Raw genomic sequence first — 21,128 nt, forward strand, 5'->3', positions numbered from 1 at the left:
AGGCTATCGAGCCGCGTCGCCGATCAGCCGCTGGACGTGCGGAGCCCAGTGCCCGGCGTAGCGCCGCTGCAGCTGGGGGATGCGCCAGTCGGTGCCCTCGACCAGCTGGCGGCAGCGGTACGTGCCGCAGTGACAGGCCAGCGCGAACGCGGCGTCGTCGATCGCGGTCGCGTAGTCGACGGTGAGCTCGTCGCCCGGCGCGATGTCGCGCAGGGCGACGAGGGTGCGTGACTGCGTCCATCCCAGGTTCGGGTCGCAGCTGTGGTTCAGCGGGCCGGTGCCGTCGTCGGCGAGGGTGAGGACGACGGCCCCGGTCGCGTACGGATCGTCGGCGAACACGCCGTTCCCGGCGATGCTCGACGCCCGGACGCTCACCCCGCGCGGCGCGTGCCGCGGCGGCTGGTGAGGTAGTCGGCGACGACGTACTCGCCGAGCGCACCGCGCTTGGGCTGGAACACCCGCCCACCGTTGCGGCGGCCGACGTCCTGCATGAACGCGACGAGGCGCGGGTCGTCGTCGAGCATGAACACGTTGATGGTGGCGCCGCGGCGGGTGCAGCGCTCGACCTCGGCCAGTGTCGCCGCGATCGTCTCGTCCGTCGGCGGCCAGGCGAAGTCGGCGAAGCCGTCGGGGGCGAGGTGCGCCGTCGGCTCGCCGTCGGTGATCACGAGGATCATCGGCTCGGCGCCGCGGTGCTTGTCGAGATGCCGTCGCGCCAGCATCAGCCCGTGCTGCAGGTTGGTGCCCTGCACGCGGTCCCAGTCGTGCTCGACCAGCGCGTTGGGGCTCATGACACGGGCGTAGTCGCTGAAGCCGATGATCTCGATCGCGTCCTGCGGGTACTTGGTGGTGACGAGCGAGTGCAACGCGAGCGCGGTCGTCTTCGCCTCGCCCCACGTGCCGCGCAGCTCCATCGAGTAGCTCATGTCGACCAGCAGCGCGATCGCGGCCGACGCGCGTCGTTCGGTCTCCACCACCTCGAAGTCCTCGGCCTGCATGCGCACCTCGCGCGCCCCCGCGCCCGCGTTGCGCAGGACGGCGTTGCGCACCGAGCGCACGACGTCCAACGGCTGCTCGTCGCCGAAGCGCCACTCGCGGCTGGCGCCGGTGATCTCACCCGCGGCGCCGGCGTCGCGGACGTCGTGCCCGCCTCGTCCCTTGGCCTCGACGAGGGCGAAGACGCGGCGCAGCGCGGTGCTGCCGAGCCGACGCAGTGCCCGGGGGCTGAGCCGCAGGCCGTCGCTGCCGCGCTGCACGTACCCCTGCTCGCGCAGTTCCCGCTCGATGCGCCGCAGCTGCGCCATGTCCTCGACGGCGGCCCGCCCGAGCGCCCGCTCGACGAGCTCCTCGTCGATGTCCTCGAGGCTCGCTCCCGGGTAGTCCTGGCTCAGCAGCTCGTCGAGCTGGTCCAGGTCGGCTAGCTCGGCCAGTGCACCGGTGGCGTCGGAGTAGCCCATGCCCTGCTCGCCGTCCATGCGCTGCCGGCCGCCCCACTGCAGATCGGGGCGGGCGGCGCGCAGGCCCTGCTGCAGGCGGGACATCTCGTCGGCGAGGCCGGACTGCGCCATCGCCTGCGCCATCAGCCCGGCGAGTTCCTCGCGCTGTTCGGCGGTCAGCGAGTCGAGCAGCTGCTGGGCGGCGGCGGCGCGACGGGCGAGCTGGTCGACCAACTCGTCGAGGTTCTGCGGCTGCTCGGGGAAGAAGTCGCCGTACTGCGCCATGAACTGCGCGAAGTCCTCGGGCGTGTGCTCGCCGCGGGCGTCGGCGTCGAGCATCTCGTTGAGGGCGCTCATCATCTGCCGGACGCGTTCGAGATCCTCGGGGGTCGCGTTCTGCACGGCGTCCTTCATGCCGGCGAACTGCGCGTCGAGCACCTCGCTGCGCAGCAGGTCCTGGATCTGCTCGTACGTCTGCCGGGCCTCTGGTGAGCGCCACTGGTAGTCGGCGAGCTCGCGGACGGCGCGGCTGATGTCGCGCGGGAGCGTGTCGAGCTCGGCCTCGGCCATGCGCGCCGCGTCGTCCGGGATCGGGAACAGCGCGCGCTTCTCCTCCTCGAGCGCCTGGTCGAGGAGTTCGCGGACCTGGTCGAGGGTGCCGTCGAGCCGCCCCGACCGGCGCAGGTCGCGCGAGCGCTCCCGGGCCCGGCGGCGAAGGGAGTCGAGGCCGTCGCGGCCGCTCGGGCCGCGCCGCAGCAACCGGTTCAGCGCGTCGCGGGCCGACGTGCCGGCCAGTACGTCGTCCCCGATCTCGTCGAGGGCCTGCCGGATGTCGTAGGGCGGCTCCATCGGGTCCGGGCCGCCGGCCCATGCGCCGTAGCGAACGCTCATCGGTCCCAGCGTAATCACCGGCGGCGGCCGGTGCCGCCCTCGTCGGGGGATGGCCAGACCCTGCGCGCTCGTCTGCGCGCACCGCTGGGCGACGTCCTGTCCGAGCATGCGCGGCCGTGCCAGGGTGGTGCATGGCCTGGTTCCGCCGAGACCGACGCGACGTCCCGCCGACCGACGACGCGCCGCCGCCGCACGGCGACTGGGCTTTCCGTCCGTCGCCCGATCCGCGCGCCGACGACCTCACGCGGCTGTTGCGCGAGGAGGAACCCGGGTTCCCCGAGCTGGCACTGCTCGGGACGGCGGGGGAGGTGCCGGTCCTCGGCACGGTGATCGAGCACGGCGAGCCGCTCGGGCTGTGGCGGCATGCGCGCGCGAGTTACGAGCGGACCGGGCAGTGGCCGTTCCTGCTCGGTGATCCGGCCTCGGTCGGGGAGACGGTGAGCATCGCCGGCGGGGACCACGAGCCGGGTTCGGTCGCCGCGGGCGCCGAGATCGACGCCGCGTGGTGGTTGGCCGAGCGTGACCCGGCGGCGCTGGCCTCGGACGGCGAGGGGCTCGCGGCACCGCTCGACTGGGGGATCGACGCTGCGGACCTGCCCGCGCTCGCGGTGCAGCCGGCGGGTTTCGTCGCGGCAGGGGCTCCCACGGTGCTCGCGTTCGTCCCGGCCCGGGCGGGTGGCTGCGAGGTGCCGGCCCTGCTCTCGTGGACCGGTGCGGCGAACGCCGAGATCAGCGGCGACGAGCACTACGCCGTGCTGCGGCACTGGCACGAGCGCTTCGGCGCCGAACTGGTGACGCTCGGTTTCGACACCCTGGAGCTGTCGGTGCCGCGGCCACCGGTGGCGGCGGTGGACGCGCTCGCGGTGGGGCGGGAGCAGTACGCCTACTGCCCGGACGTCGTCGACCAGGGTGTGCAGACGCTGCAGGCGCTGGTGACCGGCCAGGTGGTGCGGCAGTCGTGGTGGTTCTGGTGGGACTGACCTGAACTCTTGTCTGATGTCGCTTCAGACGCTAGAATCGAACACATGACCACGAAACTCGGTGACGCGGCGGACTCGCTGCTGGTTGCCGAGTTGTCGTCGTGGGACGAGTCCTGCCTGCTGGACACCTGGCGGGAGGTGGAGCGGCTGCGGAACCGGCTCGCGGCGATGGAGCACCGGTTCGTGGCGGAGGTCGAGCGGCGGGGGTTGCCGTTCACGTACGGGGCGCGGAACACGGCGGCGTTCGTGCGGGCGTTGTTGCGGGTGCATCCGCGCGAGGCGGTGGCGCGGGTGGCTGCCGCGGCTGCGGCCGCGCCGATCACCACGTTGACCGGTGAGACGGTGCCGGCGCCGTTCCCGCGGGTCGCGGCCGCACAGGCGGCGGGCACGATCTCACCCCGGCACGCGGCGGTGGTCGTCGCCACGGTGGAACGGTTGCCCGACGTGGTGCAGGTCGAGCACGGCGCCCGGGTCGAGGCCGAGCTCGTCGGGTACGCGACACAGTTCGATCCGCACCAACTCGGCACGCTGGCGCTGCGGGTGACGACGCTGCTGGATCAGGACGGCGCCCTGGCCGACGTCGCCTACCGCGAGCGGCACCGGGACCTGACCATCCGGCAACGCCCCGACGGGTCCGCGTCGATCAGCGGGGAGGCGACCGCCGAGCTGGCCGAACGGCTGCTCACCGTCCTGGACGCACTCGCCGCACCCAAGCCGGCCGCGGACGGGGTGCGGGATCCTCGTACCGCCGGGCAGCGCCGCCACGACGGACTCCTCGACGCACTCGACCTCGTCCAACGCGCCGAACTACTCCCCACGGTGGCCGGGATCAGCACCACCGTCCTGCTCACCACCACCGCAGCCGACTGGTCCAGCGGTGACGGGGTCGCGACCACCGGGCACGGCGCGATCCTCCCCACCCGCGAAGCCATCCGCATCGCCGGCGGCGACACCCGCACCATGACCATGCAGCTCGACGACCAGGGCGCCGTCGTGACTCACACCGACGCGCGCAGACTGTTCACCGAGACCCAGCGCCTCGCCCTGATCGCCCGCGACGGCGGCTGCACCTTCCCCGGCTGCGACGTCCCCCCGGCCTGGACCCAAGCCCATCACGTCGTCGACCACGCGAACGGCGGCCCGACGACCATCGCCAACGGCGCCCTCGTCTGCGGCCACCACCACCGACAACACCAGAGACAAGGCTGGCGATCCGTCATCAGCGACGGTCGACCCGCCTGGCTCCCCCCACCCTGGCTCGACCCCCACCGACGCCCCCGCAGCAACCCCCGCACCCGCCCCGGCTGACGGTCCGAGCGCGGGGGGCTTGGCCCCATCCCAGCGCGCCTCCAGAGAGCAACTCACCGCGCCCGGGTGGGGCCAACCGCCGCAGCTACGTCTCTACAGCGAGTCGCGCCAGCGCAGCCAGGACCGCAGCTGCGTGAGGTCGTAGTCGCGGTCGCCGTCGACGCCGACGGTGAACAGCGTCGCGCCGGCCTCGACCAGAGCTGGGCCGACGTCGGCGGGGTCGCCGTCGGGCGCGCCGACCGAACGCTCGATCTCGGCCGGGTCGCGACCGAGGTCGGCGCAGTGGCCGGCCAGGACCTCCTGCTTGTGGCGGAACGTCTCCAGGTCGCTGAAGGAGTGCCAGATGTCGGCGTGCCGGGCGACGAGCCGCAGCGTCTTCTTCTCGCCGCCGCCCCCGACGAGGACGGGGATCTTGCGCGTGGGCGCCGGGTTCAGCTTCGCCCAGCGGTCCTCGACGCGGGGAAGATCGTCGCGCAGCTGGTTCAACCGGCCGCCGGCGGTCCCGAACTCGTAGCCGTACTCGTCGTAGTCGCGCTGGAACCAGCCCGACCCGATTCCCAGGATCAGCCGGCCGTCGCTGATGTGGTCGACGGTGCGGGCCATGTCCGCGACGAGCTCGGGATTGCGATAGCTGTTGCAGGTGACGAGGGCGCCGATCTCGACACGGGAGGTCTGCTCGGCCCAGGCGCCGAGCATCGTCCAGCACTCGTAGTGCTTGCCGTCGGGCTCGCCGTAGAGCGGGAAGAAGTGGTCCCAGTTGAAGACGATGTCGGCGCCGAGGTCCTCGGCCTCGGCGACCGCGCGGCGGATGGCGGCGTAGTCGGCGTGCTGCGGCTGCAGCTGCACGCCGATGCGGATCGGACGGCTGGGTGTGGTGGTCACCCCACCGACGCTAGCCCGCTTCGGCGCCCGGTGGCACCGTCGTGCAGCCCCTCGATCCCGCCGGGCATCGACAGCGTCGGGCGCGTGTGGGTAGCGTCACCGCCCTGTCGTGCGGCCCCGGGAGGTTCTCGTGACGACGGTCTTCACCGCTCACTCCGTGTCCGTCGACGGCTACATCGCCGGTCGCGACGCCGGACCCGGCCGCGGCCTCGGCGACGGGGACGCGCTCTTCGACTGGTACCGCGAGGGGGACACACCGAGCCGGATCTTCGCCGGGTTCGGCATGAGCGCGGCGAGCGCGCGGGTGTTCGACGCGCTCGCCGACCGCGTCGGTGCCGTCGTCGCCGGCCGCAACACCTACGAGGACGCGGGGCACTGGGGCGGTGGCAGCCCGCACCCGACGGCGCCGCTGTTCGTCCTGAGCCATCGGGACGCACCGGAGCTGACCGAACGGCAGACGCTCGTCACCACCGGCATCGAGGACGCGATCGCCGCCGCCCGGGTCGCGGCAGAGGGTGCGGACGTCAGCGTGATGGGCGGTGGCGCGGTGACCGCCGCACTGCGCGCCGGGCTGGTGGACGAGATCGTGGTGCAGCAGGTGCCGGTGCTGCTCGGCGGCGGCCGGCCGCTGTTCGCGGGCCTGCCCGAGCACGTCCGGCTACGACTGGCCGAGGTCGTCGCCGCGCCGGGCGTCACGCACCTGCACTACGAGGTCGTCCGCGACTGATCGTCACCGGTCTCGGCCCGGTCGCCGGTGCCGTGACCGTGGTATTCGTCGCGGACCTCGTGCGCGGTCTGCTCCTGGTCCTCGCCCTCGCGAGCGAGCTCGGCGTCGCCGGTGGCATGACCGACGACCTCCTTGGCCTTGCCCACGACCACGTTCTCCCAGGTCGCGGGGCGCTCCTCGGGCTCGTTCTCCGTCATGGGCCAGACAGTATCCGGCGCGGCACCGAGGCGCCCCGGATGCCGGGAAGAAGCGCACCCCGTGCGATGTTGGTGCCGTGGTGAAGGTGGTGGCGTGGTGAAGCGCATCGGGTTCCTGTCGTTCGGCCACTGGTCGGACTCGCCGTACTCGCAGGCGAGGTCCGCGTCCGACGTCCTGCTCCAGTCGATCGACCTCGCGGTCGCCGCCGAGGAGCTCGGTGCCGACGGCGCGTACTTCCGCGTCCACCACTTCGCCCGCCAGCTCGGCTCGCCCTTCCCGCTGCTCGCGGCGGTCGGCGCCCGGACGAGCCGGATCGAGATCGGCACCGGCGTCATCGACATGCGCTACGAGAACCCGCTCTACATGGCCGAGGACGCGGGTGCAGCCGACCTCATCGCCGGCGGCCGGCTGCAGTTGGGCATCAGCCGCGGATCGCCCGAGCAGGTCGTCGACGGCTACCGCTACTTCGGCTACGCCCCGCAGGACGGTCAGGACGACGCGGACATGGCCCGCGAGCACACCCGGGTGTTCCTCGACGTCCTGCGCGGGGAGGGGTTCGCCGAGCCCAGCCCGCGCCCGATGTTCGCCAACCCGCCCGGCCTGCTGCGCATCGAGCCGCACTCGGCGGGCCTGCGCGAGCGGATCTGGTGGGGGGCCGGTACGCGCCGCACCGCCGAGTGGACGGCCGCGCAGGGGATGAACCTGATGAGCTCGACACTGCTGAGCGAGGACACCGGCGTCCCGTTCCACCAGCTGCAGGCCGAGCAGATCGAACGCTTCCGCAAGGCGTGGGCGGACGCCGGGCACGGCTTCGCCCCTCGCGTCTCGGTCAGCCGCAGCATCTTCCCCATCGTGACCGAGCAGGACCGCGCGTACTTCTGGCGCGACGGCGACTCGCAGGACCAGGTGGGCCACCTCGACGGTGGCGTCGCCCGATTCGGCAAGACCTACGCCGCCGAACCGGACAAGCTGGTCGCGCAGCTGGCCGAGGACGAGGCCATCGCGGCGGCCGACACGCTGCTGCTCACGATCCCCAACCAGCTCGGCGTGGACTACTGCGCCCACGTGCTCGAGGCACTGCTGACGCACGTGGCGCCCGAGCTCGGCTGGCGCTGAGGGCTCCTCCGGCCTCAGCGCTTCTTCCACGGGAAGAAGAACGAGACCCGCTGCTGGTAGTCGCGGTAGCCGGGGCGTTCCTGCATCCGGCGCTCGGTGCGCTTCGCGCCGGTGGCGTAGACGAGCAGGTAACTCATCAGCGCCGGGGCGGGGATCGTCCAGGCGGCGGGCGCGGACGCGGCGGCGGCCAGGTACGCGCCGTCCCACACGACCGAGTCGCCGAAGTAGTTCGGGTGCCGGGACCAGCCCCAGAGGCCGGTGTCGAGGACGTCGGGCTTCGCGTCGTCGTCGCGGTCGCGGTAGGCGTCCTTCTGCCGGTCGGCGAGCGCCTCGACGACGGCGCCGGCGACCATCGTCGCGATGCCGACCGGGACGAGGTAACGACGTGCGGAACGCGGCAGCGTGCTGGCCGCCGCGAGCTGGATCGGCGCCGAGACCAGCAGCTGGGCGACACCCTGCGTGACGAAGACCTTGCCGACGACGGCCGCGGCGCCGTCGTCGCCGAGCCACTCGGAGTAGCGCGGGTCCTCCTCGTCCTTCCCGCGCAGCCGCGGCAGCATCAGCGCCTCGAGACGCGCGGCCCACGCGGTGGTCGCCGCGGCGAGCGCCCAGCGGCGCGTCCGGTCGCCGGAACCGACGGCCGCGCTCGCGACCGCGATGCCGGCGAGGCCGGCGCCCCAGACCCCGTCGGCGTAGTCGCGGCGCTTGCGGGGGACGGCCACGGCGGCGGTCGCCGCCTGGACGGCCGACGCGACCGCGGCGGAGGTGACGACGACACGACGGAGGTTCTTGTAGTCCACGCTCACGTCACTGTCGTGCCCAACGACCCGGCCCGGCTCACGCCGGTGGGAGCACACCCGCGTCGGCCACCGGGCCGGGGTCCGCGGCGGCGAGTGCGGCGCGCGAGCGGTCCTTGAGACGGACGCCGGACTCGCCCAGCTCCCGCGCCGCCCGCAGCAGCCCGGCGACGTTGCGTGCGGCGACGGGATAGTCGAGCCCGTCCGGAGGGCGGATGTTCGAGACGCAGTTGCGCTGGGCGTCCGAGCGCCCCGGGGTGGGCGCCCAGGTGAGGTAGGCGCCGAGGCTGTCGCTCGCCGACAGCCCCGGCCGCTCGCCGATCAGCACCAGCACCGCGGCTGCTCCGGCCCGCGCCCCGAGGTGGTCGCCGAGGGCGACCCGTGCCTGTGTCGCGATCACCGGGGTCCCGACGTCGAGCAGCGGGCGTAGCTCACGCAGCAGCGGCACGGCGTGCGCCTGCAGTGCGCGCGCCGACAGGCCGTCGGCGAGGACGACAGCCAGGTCACCGGCGACGGGGAAGGGCCCGTCGGCCCCGGCCGGCACCCGTCCGAGGTCGGGACGGCGCAGGTATTCCGCCCGCGACCCGGCGCGGCTCGTCGTCCGTACCGGCTCGGGGAAGCCGGCAGCGACGAGGTCGGCGGCGAGCGCGTCGACGTCGAGGGCCTCGTGGACGGCGTCACGCGCCGCGGCGTGCGCCGCGGCGAGCTCGAGCACCGCGGTGGTCGGCAGGGCGTTGCCGGCGCGGCCCAGGCCGATGCGCGCCCGGGTGGTCCGGCGCAGCTCGTCCCACAGGGGGTCGCTCACGGCGCCCCGATCGCCAACAGCGGGGACGCGGCGACCGGCAGCACGCTGCCGTCGTCGGCGAGCATGCCGAGCCCGTGGAGCCAGCTCTCGAACTCCGGCGCCGGCCGCAGGCCCAGCGCGCTGCGGGCGTAGAGGGCGTCGTGGTAGCTCAGGCTCTGGTAGCCGAGCATGACGTCGTCCGCGCCGGGCACGGTGATGACGTACGTGCAGCCGGCGACGGCGAGCAGCGTCAGCAGCGAGTCCATGTCGTCGGAGTCGGCCTCGGCGTGGTTGGTGTAGCAGACGTCCACGCCCATGGGCAGGCCGAGCAGCTTGCCGGTGAAGTGGTCCTCCAACCCGGCCCGGACGATCTGCTTGCCGTCGTAGAGGTACTCCGGGCCGATGAAGCCGACCACCGTGTTGACGAGCAGCGGGTGCAGGTGGCGTGCCAGCCCGTACGCGCGGACCTCGAGCGTCTGCTGGTCGACCGCCGCGCCGCCGGTGCCCAGGTGCCCCCCGGCGGACAGCGACGATCCCTGCCCGGTTTCGAAGTACATGACGTCCGCGCCGACCGTGCCGCGGTCGAGCGACAGCGCGGCCTCGCGCGCCTGCTCGAGAAGCGCGAGGTCGACGCCGAACGCCGTGTTCGTGCCCTGCGTCCCCCCGATCGACTGGAAGACGAGATCGACGGGCGCCCCGGACTCGATGAGCTCCAGGGTCGTGGTGACGTGCGCGAGCACGCAGGTCTGCGTCGGGATCGCGTACCGGGCGCGGACGTCGTCGAGCAGGTGCAGCAGCTCGGCCCCGGCCTCGGGGGAGTCCGACGCCGGGTTGACGCCGATGACCGCGTCGCCGCAGCCGAGCAGCAGCCCGTCGAGGGTGGCCGCCGCGATGCCGCGCACGTCGTCGGTCGGGTGGTTGGGCTGCAGCCGGGTCGACAGCCGGCCCGGCAGGCCGAGCGTGTCGCGGAACGCGGTGGTCACCTCGACGCGCCGCGCCACCGCGACGAGATCCTGGTTGCGCATGAGCTTGCTGACCGCGGCCGCCATCTCCGGCGTGACGCCCGGCGCGAGCGCGGCGAGCGTCCCGGCGGCGTCCGGCCGGGCGGCCACCGCGAGCAGGTGGTCGCGGAACTCGCCGACGGTCATGCCCGCGACGGGGGCGAAGGCGTCCCGGTCGTGGGTGTCCACGATCAGTCGCGTGATCTCGTCGTCCTCGTAGGGCACGACGAGGTCCTCGAGGAACGTCGCGAGCGGGACGTCGGCCAGGGCCCAGCGCGCCGCCGACCGCTCGGCCGCCGACCCGGCCGCGCAGCCGGCGAGCTCGTCGCCGGAGCGGGCCGGGCTCGCCTTGGCCAGCAGCTCGACGATGCCCTCGAAGCGGTACGAGTGACCGTTGAGCTGCTGGGTCCAGGTCGTCATACCGCCGTAGTGTCCACCGCCGCGGGCTCGACCGCAGGGGGCGTCTCGAGGGTGGACTTCGGCCCGGTGAACCAGCGCTTCACCGACACGTGCCAGGCGATCTCGAGGACGACGAGCAGGCCGAACACCACGAGCGGGGTGTAGTTCACGAACTTCCACCCGAAGTTGTCGTACCAGGGCGCCCCGCCCGTCGAGGTCGGGAACATGGCGACGATCGACGTCACCACGATCTCGATCACGGCCAATGGCGCCATCCAGCGGTACTTGCGCCCGAGCGACCACCGGCCGACCTTGAACGCGTCGCCCGCCCGCCAGCGGTAGTAGATGGGGATGGCGAAGGCGAGGTACAGCCCGACCACGCCGATCGAGACGACGGCGAAGAACGCGACCGGTACCGGCGCGCCGCCGATGTCGACCTTGACCAGCGCCGGCAGGGTGAGGATCACCGCGATGACGGCCGAGACGATCACGCCGGTGACGGGCACCCGGCTGGCGTTCAGCTTCGACAGGTGCCGCGCACCCGGCACCGCCCGGTCGCGGCTGAAGGCGAACATCATCCGCGACGTCGAGGTCATACAGGCGACCGTGCAGAAGAACTGGCCGGCCGCGGAGATGATCAGCACGATGCCGCCCCAGTTGCTCGACAGCGCCTGGCTGAAGATGGCGATCGAACCGCCGCCGGCTGCGGTCACCTTGGCCTCGTCCTGCACCGCGAAGAGGAAGGCGAGCAGCAGGATCCAGCCACCGATCGCCGAGTAGAAGATCGACTGCCAGATGCCCTTGGCCGCCGCGTTCGCGGCCGACTTCGTCTCCTCGGAGAGATGCGCGGACGCGTCGTAGCCGGTGATCGTGTACTGCGTGAGGATGGCCGACAGCGGCAGCACCAGGAAGATGAACCCGAGCCCGCTGGTGCTCCCGCCGAAGAAGCCGGTGTTGTTGACGGTGTGGGTGAAGACCGAGGCAACGCTGGCGTGGTGCGACGGCACGAAGACCAGGATCAGGATCACCGCGGCGGCACCCGCGACGTGCCACCACACCGAGATGTTGTTCAGGATCGCGAGCAGGTGCGAGGAGAAGATGTTCACCGCCGCGGCGATGGCCAGGACGATCACGAACTCGATGAACACCCGCGTCAGCGAGTAGTCGGCCGCCCACGAGTCGCTGTAGTTGCCGATCACGGTGTCGACGAACGTCGCGCAGCCGTAGGCGACGGACGCGTCGATCGCGAGCAGGCCGATGAGGTTGAGCCAGCCGGTGTAGTAGCCCGCCTTGGGGCCGCCGAGCTTCGAGGCCCACCAGTAGATGCCGCCCGACGTCGGCATCGCCGACACGAGCTCGGACATGCAGAACCCGATCACCAGGATGAGCAGGGCGACCACCGGCCAGCCCCAGGCGATCGCGGCCGGGCCGCCGCCGTTCCAACCGAGGCCGAAGCTGGTGAAGCAGCCGGCCAGGATCGAGATGATCGAGAACGAGATGGCGAAGTTCGAGAACCCCGACCACGACCGGCTCAGCTCCTGCTTGTAGCCGAGCGCGGCCAGGGCGGCCTCGTCGTCGTCCAGTTCGTCGTGCGGTGCTGCGGTGGTCGACACGGGCGCTTCCTCGACTGTTGGCCGGCGGGACCGGTCAACTATCGAAGCGGGCGCTTACGTCCGCGTCACCGTCAGGTTTCGCCGGATGTCCGCTCGGACCGAAACGGACATCCGGTGTCAGGCGCCGTACACCGTCCGAGCGCCGTCGGAGTCTTTCGCCAGCCGACGGTTCAGGTACAGGCCCTCGAGCGCGAACTCGATCGCCGACGCCGCGACGCCGACCGCGGCCGGACCCTCACCGATGCTGTCGGGCTCCAGGCGGTCCAGCAGCTGCGAGAGGATCGGCACGGCGCCGACCTGGTCGAGCAGCTCCTGGGCCGACGTCGTGTCGCCCGTGGTCACCGTCCTGCCGTCGCCGAAGCCGTCCTGCAGCACCCGCAGGTCGAGCCCGGCCAGCCGGGAACGGAACGTCTCGATGATCGCGCGTCGCAGCAGGTGGTCGAGCACCTCGAACTCGCGGCCCTCGTCGGCGTCGTCGAACTCGACCTTGCCGCGGGACGCGGGCACGACGGCGGGAAGGTCGCACACGCGGGCCACCGCGGCGCCCTCGTGCGTCACCGCGGCCCGGCGCACGGCCGCCGCCGCGACCGTCTCGACGGCCGCGATGGCGAAGCGGGCCGAGACGCCGGAGCGCTGGTCGACCTGCGGCGCGTCGCGGACGTTGCGCGCGAAGCGGCCGACGACCTCGAGCAGGTGCGACGGCACGAGCGGCGCCGCGTAGTCACCGGCCTCGGTGCCGTCCCACAGCACCGCGGCCTCCTGCGCGATGAGGGTCAGCTCGTCGCTGAGCTCGAGCGGGTAGTGCGTACGCACCTCGGCACCGAAACGGTCCTTGAGCGGCGTGATGATGCGGCCGCGGTTGGTGTAGTCCTCGGGGTTCGCGCTCGCGACCACGAGCAGGTCGAGCGGCAGCCGCAGCTGGTACCCCCGCACCTGGATGTCGCGCTCCTCGAGCACGTTGAGCAGCGCGACCTGGATGCGTTCGGCGAGGTCGGGCAGCTCGTTGATCGCGAAGATGCCGCGATTGGTACGGGGGACGAGGCCGTAGTGCACGGTCTCCGGGTCGCCGAGCGTGCGCCCCTCGGCCACCTTGATGGGGTCGATGTCGCCGATGAGGTCGCCGACGCTGGTGTCGGGCGTCGCGAGCTTCTCGCCGAAGCGTTCGCTGCGGTGGCGCCACTCGATCGCGGCGAGATCGCCCTCGCTGGCCAGCAGGTTCTGGCAGCGTGCGCAGATGGGCGAGTACGGGTGGTCGTTGATCTCGCAGCCGGCCACCACCGGCGTCCACTCGTCGAGCAGGCCCTGCAGTGTGCGGATGAGGCGGGTCTTGCCCTGGCCGCGCTCGCCGAGCAGCACGAGGTCGTGCCCGGCGAGCAGCGCGCGCTCGACCTCGGGCACGACGGTGTCCTCGAAGCCGACGATGCCCGGCAACGAGGGTTCGCCGGCGGCGAGGCGGGCGATGAGGTTCTGGCGGATCTCGGTCTTGACGGAACGCTGGACGTGGCCGGCGGCACGCAGGTCGGCGACGGTCGCGATGGACGGTGCAGTCACCCGATCGAAAGTACGTCGCCGGGCGCCGCCGTGCCACGCTGGCAGCATGGCGCGCGCGACCGAGGGCATCGACGAGCTCGACTCGCGGCTGTTGCGCCTGCTCGCCGAGGCCCCGCGGGTGGGCGTGCTGGAGATGTCGCGACGGCTCGGGGTCGCCCGCGCGACGGTGCAGGCGCGGCTCGACCGTCTCGTCGAGCGCGGGGTGATCGCGACGTTCGCCCCGGTCGTCGACCCGGTGGCGCTCGGCTACACCGTGACGGCGTACGCGACGCTCGAGATCAGCCAGGGCCGGGGCCGGGACGTGCTCGAGCACCTCCGCGCGATCCCGCAGGTGCTCGAGGTGCACACGATCACCGGTCGCGGCGACATGCTGTGCCGCGTCGTGGCGCGCTCCAACGACGACCTGCAGGCCGTGCTGGACCGGGTGACCGAGTTCCCCGACATCGTCCGGACGTCCTCGGTCATCGCGCTGTCCAACCCGGTCCCGTACCGGGTGCTGCCGCTGATCTGAGCGCGGCGACGGTCAGCCGGCGAACGGCTTCGCGTCGACGAGCGTGACCTTCATGGTCTTGCCGTTCGGGGTCTCGTACTCGGCGGTCTCGCCCTCGCGCTTGCCGGTGAGGGCCTGCCCGAGCGGCGATGCCGAGGAGTACACCTCGACGCCCGCGGTGTCGGCCTCCTCGCGGGAGCCGATGAGGAAGCTCTCCTCCTCGTCGTCGCCGTCGAAGCGGACGGTGACGAACATGCCCGGCCCGGCGACGCCGTCGCTGACCGGCGCCTCGCCGACCTTGGCGGTGCGCAGCAGCGACTGCAGCTGCACGATGCGGCCCTCCTGCTTGCCCTGCTCCTCGCGGGCCGCGTGGTAGCCGCCGTTCTCCTTGAGGTCGCCCTCCTCGCGCCGGTCGTTGATCTCCTGCGCCATCGCCGGGCGGTTCGCGATCAGCTCCGCCAGCTCCTTCGACAGGCGGTCGTAGGCCTCCTGCGTCAGGAAGGTCACGTTCGCGTCGTCGGTGGTGGACACAGCGGTACTCCAGGGGTCGGTCGGCAGGTCGTCGGGTTGACGACGGGGTCGTTGCCCATTTGTGCGAAGCCACGAACGTAACATCGCCGGCCGGTGGCTGGCATGTTTTCCGGGCTCGGGGAGAATGGCGGGGTGTCCCACGCAACCTCCGACGGCCGCCTGCGGCTGATGGCCGTCCACGCCCACCCGGACGACGAGTCGAGCAAGGGCGCGGCGACCATGGCGCGCTACGTCGACGAGGGGGTCGACGTCCTCGTCGTCACCTGCACCGGCGGTGAGCGCGGCAGCATCCTCAACCCCGCGCTCAAGGGTCGCGCCGACATCGAGGCCGGCATGGCCGACATCCGCCGGGCGGAGATGGCCAAGGCGCGCGAGATCCTCGGGGTGCGCCAGCACTGGCTCGGCTTCGTCGACTCCGGCCTGCCCGAGGGGGACCCGCTGCCGCCGCTGCCCGAGGGCTGCTTCGCCCTCGAGCCCCTCGACGTCGCCACCGAGCGCCTGGTGCGCGAGGTGCGCGAGTTCCGTCCGCACGTCATGACCACGTACGACGAGCGTGGCGGCTACCCGCACCCCGACCACATCCGCTGCCACGAGATCTCGGTGGCGGCCTTCGACGCCGCGGGCGACCCCGATCGCTTTCCCGACGCGGGGGAGCCGTGGCAGCCGCTCAAGCTCTACTACGACGTCGGCTTCTCCAAGGAGCGCACGAGCGCGTTGCACGACGCGCTGATCGCCAAGGGTCTCGAGTCGCCGTTCGAGGAGTGGTTCAAGCGCCGCGAGCAGTGGGGCGACAAGATCCGCGTCCCCAAGATCACCACGCAGGTGCCGGTGGCGCCGTGGTTCGACCGCCGTGACGCCGCCCTGCTGGCGCACGAGACGCAGGTCGACCCGCAGGGCTGGTTCTTCAAGATCTCGCGCGAGTTCCAGGCCGAGATCTGGCCCACCGAGGACTTCGAGCTCGCCCGGTCGCTCGTCGACTCGGCGATCCCCGAGGACGATCTGTTCGCCGGCATCCGCGACGGGGCGGCATCGTGACCGTCGAGCTCGCCACCGTGCTCGCCAGGACCGGCGAGGGCGCGAAGGCGGGCCCGATCGGGCTCGCCGTCATCCTGCTGCTCTGCATCGTCTGCTACTTCCTGTTCAAGTCGATGAGCAAGCACATGCGCAACGTGCGCGAGAACTTCCCGCGCGACGACGCCCCGGCGGGCACGGGCGACGGCACCGCCGCGGGCGGTGACGACCCCGCCCCGGAGCGGGCGCAGCCGTAGCGCCGTCGTTGCCCGGCGCGCCTGCGGGCGGGCCGGTGTGACCGCCCTCGCACAACTCGCAAATCGGACTCCGCCTGCGGTTAGGTAAGCCTTGCCTAACGAAGGGAAGAGTCAGAGTCATGAGTTCGCAGCCCGCCCCCCTGCTCGACGGCACGGCCGCGACGGCCTACGCCGCCGCGATCACCGCCGCCCGCGACGAGGTCGTGACCCGGCTGCAGACCGTCGAGCGGCCCTTCACCGGCGTCGCGGCCGCCGAGCTGCGCAAGCGCATCGCCGACGTCGACCTCGACGCGCCGCTGTCGAGCAGCGCGGCCGTGCTGGCCGAGGTCGGTGAGCTCTACCTGCACGATGCGGTGTGGTTCCACCATCCGCGCTACCTGGCCCACCTCAACTGCCCGGTCGCGGTGCCCGCCGTGGCCGCCGACGTGCTCGCCTCGGCGGTGAACTCCTCGCTCGACACCTGGGACCAGAGCGCCGGTGCCACCTACATCGAGCGGCGCCTCGTCGGGTGGACGGCGGCCCGGCTCGGCCTCGGGGACCGTGCCGACGGGGTGTTCACCAGCGGCGGCTCGCAGTCCAACCTGCAGGCGCTGCTGATCGCGCGGGAGAACGCAGGCGGGACCGACCTCTCGCGGCTCCGGGTCCTGGTCTCGGCCGACGGCCACTTCAGCGTCGCCAAGTCGGCGCGGCTGCTCGGCCTCGGCCCGGACGCCGTCGTCGAGGTTGCGGTCGACGAAGGCCACCGCATGCGTCCCGACGACCTCGAACGCCGGCTCCTGGACCTCCGCGCGTACGGGCTCGTGCCGATGGCGGTCGTGGCGACCGCCGGCACGACCGACTTCGGCGCCATCGACCCGCTCGCCGACGTCGCGGCGGTCGCGCACCGGCACGCGACCTGGCTGCACGTCGACGCCGCGTACGGCGGGGGGCTGCTGACCTCGACGCGGCACCGCGACCTGCTCGCGGGCATCGAGGCCGCCGACTCGGTCACCGTCGACTACCACAAGACGTTCTTCCAGCCCGTCGCCTCGAGCGTGGTGCTCGTGCGTGACGCGGTGACGCTGCGCCACGTCGCGTGGCACGCCGACTACCTCAACCCGGCCGATGCCGACCCCGACGACCGTCCCAACCAGGTGGACAAGAGCCTGCAGACGACGCGCCGCTTCGACGCGCTCAAGCTGTGGTGCACGCTGCGCGAGCTCGGCCCCGACCGCATCGGCGCGATGCTCGACACGGTGGTGGATCTCGCGACCGCCACCGGCGAGCTGCTGGCCGACGATCCCGACTTCGCGCTCGCGGCCGTGCCGTCGCTGTCGACCGTCGTCTTCCGCTACACGCGCGACGGGGTGCCCGACGCGGTGCTGGACGACGTGAACACCGCGGCGCGGGCGGCGCTGCTCGCCTCCGGCGAGGGGGTCGTCGCCTCGACCACGGTGGCCGGCCGGGTCCACCTCAAGGTCACCCTGCTGAACCCGGCGACGTCGCTCGACGACGTCCGCTTCGTGGTCGACCGGTTGCGGGAGTACGCCGCCGACGAGTTGGCGGTGGCGGCATGACCGCGCCGTCCCGCGCCCAGGGCACCGAACGCGTCCACGACCTGATCGGGATCGGGATCGGCCCGTTCAACCTCGGCCTCGCCTGCCTGGCGGCGCCGCTGGCCGGTCTGGACTGCGTCTTCCTCGACCAGCAGGCCGAGTTCGACTGGCACCCGGGCATGATGCTGCCCGACGCGACCCTGCAGGTCCCGTTCCTCGCCGACCTCGTCACGATGGCCGACCCGACCTCGCCGTTCTCGTTCCTCGCCTACCTCAAGGACGTCGGCCGGCTCTATCCGTTCTACGTGCGCGAGAGCTTCTACCCGTTGCGCGCCGAGTACACCGACTACTGCCGCTGGGCCACCGGCCGGCTGCGTTCGCTGGAGTTCGACCGCCGGGTCGAACGGGTCGAGCACGACGGGTCCGCCTACGTCGTGACGAGCGTGGACGGCTCCGGCGGCCGGCACGTGCACCGGGGCCGTCGCATCGTCCTCGGGGTCGGGACGCAGCCGTGGACCCCGCCGGTCGTGGCCGGCGGCCCGGCGCTGCACAGCGCCGAGTACCTGGCCCACCGCGACGAACTTCGCCGTGGCGACAGCGTCACCGTGGTCGGCAGCGGGCAGAGCGCGGCGGAGATCGTCCACGACCTGCTGGCCGATGCCGACGAGCAGGGGTACCTGCTGCGCTGGATCACGCGCTCGCCGCGCTTCTTCCCGATGGAGTACACCAAGCTGACGCTCGAGATGACCTCGCCGGAGTACACGGGGTACTTCCAGGCGCTGCCCGCCCGGCAGCGCGATGCCCTGCTCGCTTCGCAGCGCGGGCTGTACAAGGGGATCAGCAGCGAGCTCATCGACGCGATCCACGACCAGCTCTACGTGAAGTCGCGCGATCCGCGCACGAGGGTGCAGCTGCTGACCAACACGGCCCTGGAGTCGGCGTCGTGGGACGGCACGCGCTACACCCTCGGGCTGCGGCAGCACGAGATCGACGAGGCGTTCGCGCTCGACACCGAGGGGCTCGTCCTCGCGACCGGTTACCGCGCGACCGTCCCGGACTTCCTCGAACCGATCCGCGACCGCATCCGCACCGACGACCGCGGCCGGTTCGCCGCCGACGCCGACTACGCCGTCGACACCGGCGGGGGCGAGATCTTCGTGCAGAACGCCGAGGAGCACAGCCACGGGCTCGTCGCTCCCGACCTGGGCATGGGCGCCTACCGGAACTCGGTCATCCTGCGGCACGTGCTCGGTCACGCGCCGTACCCGGTCGAGGAACGGGTCGCCTTCCAGGAGTTCGGGGTCCCGGCCGACGCGCTCACGGCGGTGCGCCCGTGATCGTCCTGCGACCGTTTGATCCGGACCGCGACACCGGGCTCGTCCACGACTGGCTGACACGGCCCTACGCGCACTTCTGGGACATGCTCGACGCGACCCCGCAGCAGGTGCGCGACGGGTACGTCGCGATGGCCGCCGACCCGCACCAGGACGCTTGGATCGGCGAACGCGACGGCCGGGCGGTCCTGCTCGCCGAGACCTACGATCCCGCGCACGGCGAGCTGGCCGGGCACTACGACACGCAGGACGGCGATCTCGGCATGCACTTCCTCACCGCTCCGCCCGTCGGGCCGCCCGAGCACGGCTTCACCCGGGCGGTCATCCGGGCCGTCATGGCGCACTGCTTCGCCGCTCCGGAGGTCCTGCGGGTCGTCGTCGAACCGGACGTCCGGAACGCGGCCGTGCACGCCCTCAACGAGGCGGTCGGGTTCCGAGCGCTCGGCGAGGTGCAGCTGCACGACAAGCGGGCGCTGCTCAGCGTGTGCACCCGGGCCGACTTCGAGGCCGCCGTCGAGGGAGTGCCGGCATGACCGGGCATCTCGCGCCCGACCGGCTCGCGGTGGCGCAGCGCGCGCTCGTGACCAAGGCGCTGAGCGAATTCGCGCACGAACGCGTGATATGCCCGGTCGAGGACGGCGACGGGTACGTCGTGCCCGCCGCGGACGGCGTCCGCTACGTCTTCCGGGCGCGGCGACTGCCCCTGGACCACTGGGTGGTGGACCCCGGCTCGGTGCGCCGGGTCGCCGGCGGCGAGACGACGCCGTTGGACGCGCAACAGCTCGTCCACGACCTGCAACCCCAGCTGGGGCTGTCCGACGACGACCTGCCGGTCTACCTCGAGGAGCTCGCCTCGACCCTGGCGGGACGCATGTGGAAGCTGCGACCCGACGCGCCGACGTCCGCGAACCTGCTCGACGCGTCGTTCCAGCAGCTCGAGGCCGCCATGACAGAGGGCCACCCGGCCTTCGTGGCCAACAACGGCCGGCTCGGGTACGGCGTCGCCGATCACGCCGCGTACGCGCCCGAGACCGGTGCGCGGGTGCGCCTGGTGTGGCTCGCGGTGCGCCGGGACCGCTCGGTCTTCGCCACCGTGCGGGACCTGACCTACGACGAGCTGCTCGCGCGCGAGTTCCACCCGGCGCAGCGTGCCGCCTTCGCCGCGGTGCTCACCGACCTCGCCCTCGACCCCGCCGACTACCGCGTACTGCCGTGTCACCCCTGGCAGTGGGACAACAAGGTCGCGGTCTCGCTGGCGCCCGAGGTGGCGCGCCACGACATCGTCTACCTCGGCGAGAGCGCCGACGAGTACCAGGCGCAGCAGTCGGTGCGGACGTTCTACAACACCTCGCACCCCGAGCGCGCGTACGTCAAGACGGCGCTGTCCGTGCTGAACATGGGCTTCATGCGGGGGCTGTCGCCGAAGTACATGACCGCGACGCCGGCGGTCAACGACTGGGTCGCCGACGTCGTCCGCGGTGACGGCACGCTGCGGGACGCGGGTTTCGACGTGCTGCGCGAGATCGCCGCCGTCGGCTTCCATCCGCGGGCGTACGACGGCACGAGCGGTCACGGCAAGCTGCTGTCCGGCCTCTGGCGCGAGAGTCCGGCGTCACGGGTCGAGGACGGGGAACGGCTGGCGACGATGACCTCGTTGCTGCACGTGGACGCGAAGGGCACGCCGTACGTCGCCGAGCTGGTCGCGGCGTCCGGCCTCGCGCCACGGACGTGGGTGCGTCGCTACCTCGACGCCTACCTCGTTCCGGTGCTCCACTGCTTTTATGCGCACGAGCTGGTCTTCATGCCGCACGGCGAGAACGTCATTCTCGTGCTGCGCGACCACGTCCCGGTGCGGCTGCTGATGAAGGACATCGGCGAGGAGGTCGCCGTCCTGTCCGAGACCGCCCCGTTGCCGCCCGAGATCGAGCGCATTCGCGCAAACGTGCCGGACGAGCTGCAGCTGCTGTCGGTCTTCGTCGACGTGCTCGACTGCTTCCTGCGCTTCCTCGCGGGTCTGCTCGACGACGCCGGAGTGCTGCCCGCGGCCGACTTCTGGACGGTCGCCCGGGACTGTGCGCGCGAGTACCAGGCCGCGCACCCCGAGCTCGCCGCACGGTTCGCCGCGCACGATCTGTTCGCGCCCGCCTTCGAGCTGTCCTGCCTGAACCGGTTGCAGCTGCGCAACAACCGCCAGATGGTCGACCTCGCCGACCCGGCGTCCGCGCTCGCCCTGGCCGGCCCGATCGCCAACCCGCTCGCCGGCTGACGCGCTGGTTCCGGTCCGCGG

Annotated in this window: 21 protein-coding genes; 11 read left to right on the plus strand and 10 right to left on the minus strand. The window is 72.4% G+C overall.

The genetic code is table 11. The features are described 5' to 3' along the window. Positions 1 to 3: 3 nt before the first annotated feature. Positions 4 to 375 (minus strand): SET domain-containing protein, encoded by a 372-nt coding sequence (locus BUE29_RS18910; RefSeq protein ID WP_073392020.1) that lies wholly within the window; start codon positions 373 to 375, stop codon positions 4 to 6. Beyond that, a complete protein-coding gene (locus BUE29_RS18915) occupies positions 372 to 2,327 on the minus strand; it encodes a VWA domain-containing protein (protein WP_073392021.1) in 1,956 nt (651 codons plus the stop codon). The genes BUE29_RS18910 and BUE29_RS18915 overlap by 4 nt, the downstream gene beginning before the upstream one ends. A 131-nt stretch (positions 2,328 to 2,458) precedes the next feature. Between BUE29_RS18915 and BUE29_RS18920 the strand changes: the two genes are divergently transcribed. Then, positions 2,459 to 3,307: a DUF4253 domain-containing protein gene (locus BUE29_RS18920; protein WP_073392022.1), complete on the plus strand. Its 849-nt coding sequence runs from the start codon at positions 2,459 to 2,461 to the stop codon at positions 3,305 to 3,307. A 45-nt stretch (positions 3,308 to 3,352) separates the two neighbouring features. After that, on the plus strand, positions 3,353 to 4,615 hold the full coding sequence (locus BUE29_RS18925) for an HNH endonuclease signature motif containing protein (protein ID WP_073392023.1): 1,263 nt from the start codon (positions 3,353 to 3,355) through the stop codon (positions 4,613 to 4,615). Between the two features lie 93 nt (positions 4,616 to 4,708). On the opposite strand, the gene BUE29_RS18930 is transcribed toward BUE29_RS18925, so the two are convergent. After that, positions 4,709 to 5,497: an LLM class F420-dependent oxidoreductase gene (locus BUE29_RS18930; RefSeq protein ID WP_073392024.1), complete on the minus strand. Its 789-nt coding sequence runs from the start codon at positions 5,495 to 5,497 to the stop codon at positions 4,709 to 4,711. A 130-nt stretch (positions 5,498 to 5,627) separates the two neighbouring features. On the opposite strand from BUE29_RS18930, the gene BUE29_RS18935 reads away from it, so the two are divergent. After that, positions 5,628 to 6,224 carry a dihydrofolate reductase family protein gene (locus BUE29_RS18935; RefSeq protein WP_073392025.1) on the plus strand — a complete coding sequence of 199 codons (597 nt, stop codon included), beginning with the start codon at positions 5,628 to 5,630 and terminating at the stop codon, positions 6,222 to 6,224. On the opposite strand, the gene BUE29_RS18940 is transcribed toward BUE29_RS18935, so the two are convergent. Beyond that, complete coding sequence (locus BUE29_RS18940; RefSeq protein ID WP_073392026.1) at positions 6,203 to 6,421, minus strand: hypothetical protein; 219 nt, start codon at positions 6,419 to 6,421, stop codon at positions 6,203 to 6,205. The two genes, BUE29_RS18935 and BUE29_RS18940, sit on opposite strands and share 22 nt — an antisense overlap. A 97-nt stretch (positions 6,422 to 6,518) precedes the next feature. On the opposite strand from BUE29_RS18940, the gene BUE29_RS18945 reads away from it, so the two are divergent. Beyond that, positions 6,519 to 7,538, plus strand: coding sequence for an LLM class flavin-dependent oxidoreductase (locus BUE29_RS18945; protein ID WP_073392194.1), 1,020 nt, complete (start codon positions 6,519 to 6,521; stop codon positions 7,536 to 7,538). Between the two features lie 14 nt (positions 7,539 to 7,552). Here the strand turns inward: BUE29_RS18945 and BUE29_RS18950 are convergent, their stop codons facing one another. The 5 genes from BUE29_RS18950 to BUE29_RS18970 all read right to left on the minus strand — a co-directional run bounded on the left by BUE29_RS18950 (position 7,553) and on the right by BUE29_RS18970 (position 13,731). Further along, positions 7,553 to 8,344 carry a DUF1295 domain-containing protein gene (locus tag BUE29_RS18950; protein ID WP_073392027.1) on the minus strand — a complete coding sequence of 264 codons (792 nt, stop codon included), beginning with the start codon at positions 8,342 to 8,344 and terminating at the stop codon, positions 7,553 to 7,555. A gap of 31 nt (positions 8,345 to 8,375) precedes the next feature. Beyond that, a complete protein-coding gene (eutC, locus tag BUE29_RS18955; protein WP_073392028.1) occupies positions 8,376 to 9,140 on the minus strand; it encodes an ethanolamine ammonia-lyase subunit EutC in 765 nt (254 codons plus the stop codon). Further along, a complete protein-coding gene (locus tag BUE29_RS18960) occupies positions 9,137 to 10,540 on the minus strand; it encodes an ethanolamine ammonia-lyase subunit EutB (protein WP_073392029.1) in 1,404 nt (467 codons plus the stop codon). The genes eutC and BUE29_RS18960 overlap by 4 nt, the downstream gene beginning before the upstream one ends. Then, the gene (locus tag BUE29_RS18965; protein WP_073392030.1) at positions 10,537 to 12,132 is read right to left on the minus strand and encodes an amino acid permease; all 1,596 of its coding nucleotides are present in this window, start codon (positions 12,130 to 12,132) and stop codon (positions 10,537 to 10,539) included. The genes BUE29_RS18960 and BUE29_RS18965 overlap by 4 nt, the downstream gene beginning before the upstream one ends. Positions 12,133 to 12,249: 117 nt before the next feature. Next, positions 12,250 to 13,731 (minus strand): sigma 54-interacting transcriptional regulator, encoded by a 1,482-nt coding sequence (locus BUE29_RS18970; RefSeq protein ID WP_073392031.1) that lies wholly within the window; start codon positions 13,729 to 13,731, stop codon positions 12,250 to 12,252. Here BUE29_RS18970 and BUE29_RS18975 point away from each other — a divergent pair. Next, positions 13,730 to 14,194 carry an Lrp/AsnC family transcriptional regulator gene (locus BUE29_RS18975; RefSeq protein WP_073392032.1) on the plus strand — a complete coding sequence of 155 codons (465 nt, stop codon included), beginning with the start codon at positions 13,730 to 13,732 and terminating at the stop codon, positions 14,192 to 14,194. The genes BUE29_RS18970 and BUE29_RS18975 overlap by 2 nt on opposite strands. A 12-nt stretch (positions 14,195 to 14,206) precedes the next feature. On the opposite strand, the gene greA is transcribed toward BUE29_RS18975, so the two are convergent. After that, on the minus strand, positions 14,207 to 14,704 hold the full coding sequence (gene greA / locus BUE29_RS18980; protein ID WP_073392033.1) for a transcription elongation factor GreA: 498 nt from the start codon (positions 14,702 to 14,704) through the stop codon (positions 14,207 to 14,209). Between the two features lie 102 nt (positions 14,705 to 14,806). Between greA and mca the strand changes: the two genes are divergently transcribed. From mca to BUE29_RS19010, 6 genes are all read left to right on the plus strand, one after another. After that, positions 14,807 to 15,739, plus strand: coding sequence for a mycothiol conjugate amidase Mca (gene mca / locus BUE29_RS18985; protein ID WP_073392034.1), 933 nt, complete (start codon positions 14,807 to 14,809; stop codon positions 15,737 to 15,739). Beyond that, on the plus strand, positions 15,736 to 15,972 hold the full coding sequence (locus tag BUE29_RS18990; protein ID WP_073392035.1) for a hypothetical protein: 237 nt from the start codon (positions 15,736 to 15,738) through the stop codon (positions 15,970 to 15,972). The genes mca and BUE29_RS18990 overlap by 4 nt, the downstream gene beginning before the upstream one ends. A 119-nt stretch (positions 15,973 to 16,091) precedes the next feature. Further along, complete coding sequence (locus tag BUE29_RS18995) at positions 16,092 to 17,528, plus strand: pyridoxal phosphate-dependent decarboxylase family protein (RefSeq protein WP_073392036.1); 1,437 nt, start codon at positions 16,092 to 16,094, stop codon at positions 17,526 to 17,528. Beyond that, positions 17,525 to 18,844, plus strand: a complete 1,320-nt coding sequence (locus BUE29_RS19000; protein ID WP_073392037.1) for a lysine N(6)-hydroxylase/L-ornithine N(5)-oxygenase family protein — start codon at positions 17,525 to 17,527, stop codon at positions 18,842 to 18,844. The genes BUE29_RS18995 and BUE29_RS19000 overlap by 4 nt, the downstream gene beginning before the upstream one ends. Beyond that, positions 18,841 to 19,374 carry a GNAT family N-acetyltransferase gene (locus BUE29_RS19005; protein ID WP_073392038.1) on the plus strand — a complete coding sequence of 178 codons (534 nt, stop codon included), beginning with the start codon at positions 18,841 to 18,843 and terminating at the stop codon, positions 19,372 to 19,374. Before BUE29_RS19000 ends, BUE29_RS19005 begins: the two co-directional genes overlap by 4 nt. Continuing rightward, the gene (locus tag BUE29_RS19010; RefSeq protein WP_073392039.1) at positions 19,371 to 21,107 is read left to right on the plus strand and encodes an IucA/IucC family protein; all 1,737 of its coding nucleotides are present in this window, start codon (positions 19,371 to 19,373) and stop codon (positions 21,105 to 21,107) included. Before BUE29_RS19005 ends, BUE29_RS19010 begins: the two co-directional genes overlap by 4 nt. The last annotated feature ends 21 nt before the right edge of the window (positions 21,108 to 21,128 follow it).

The organism is Jatrophihabitans endophyticus, from assembly GCF_900129455.1.
GTDB lineage: Bacteria > Actinomycetota > Actinomycetes > Mycobacteriales > Jatrophihabitantaceae > Jatrophihabitans > Jatrophihabitans endophyticus.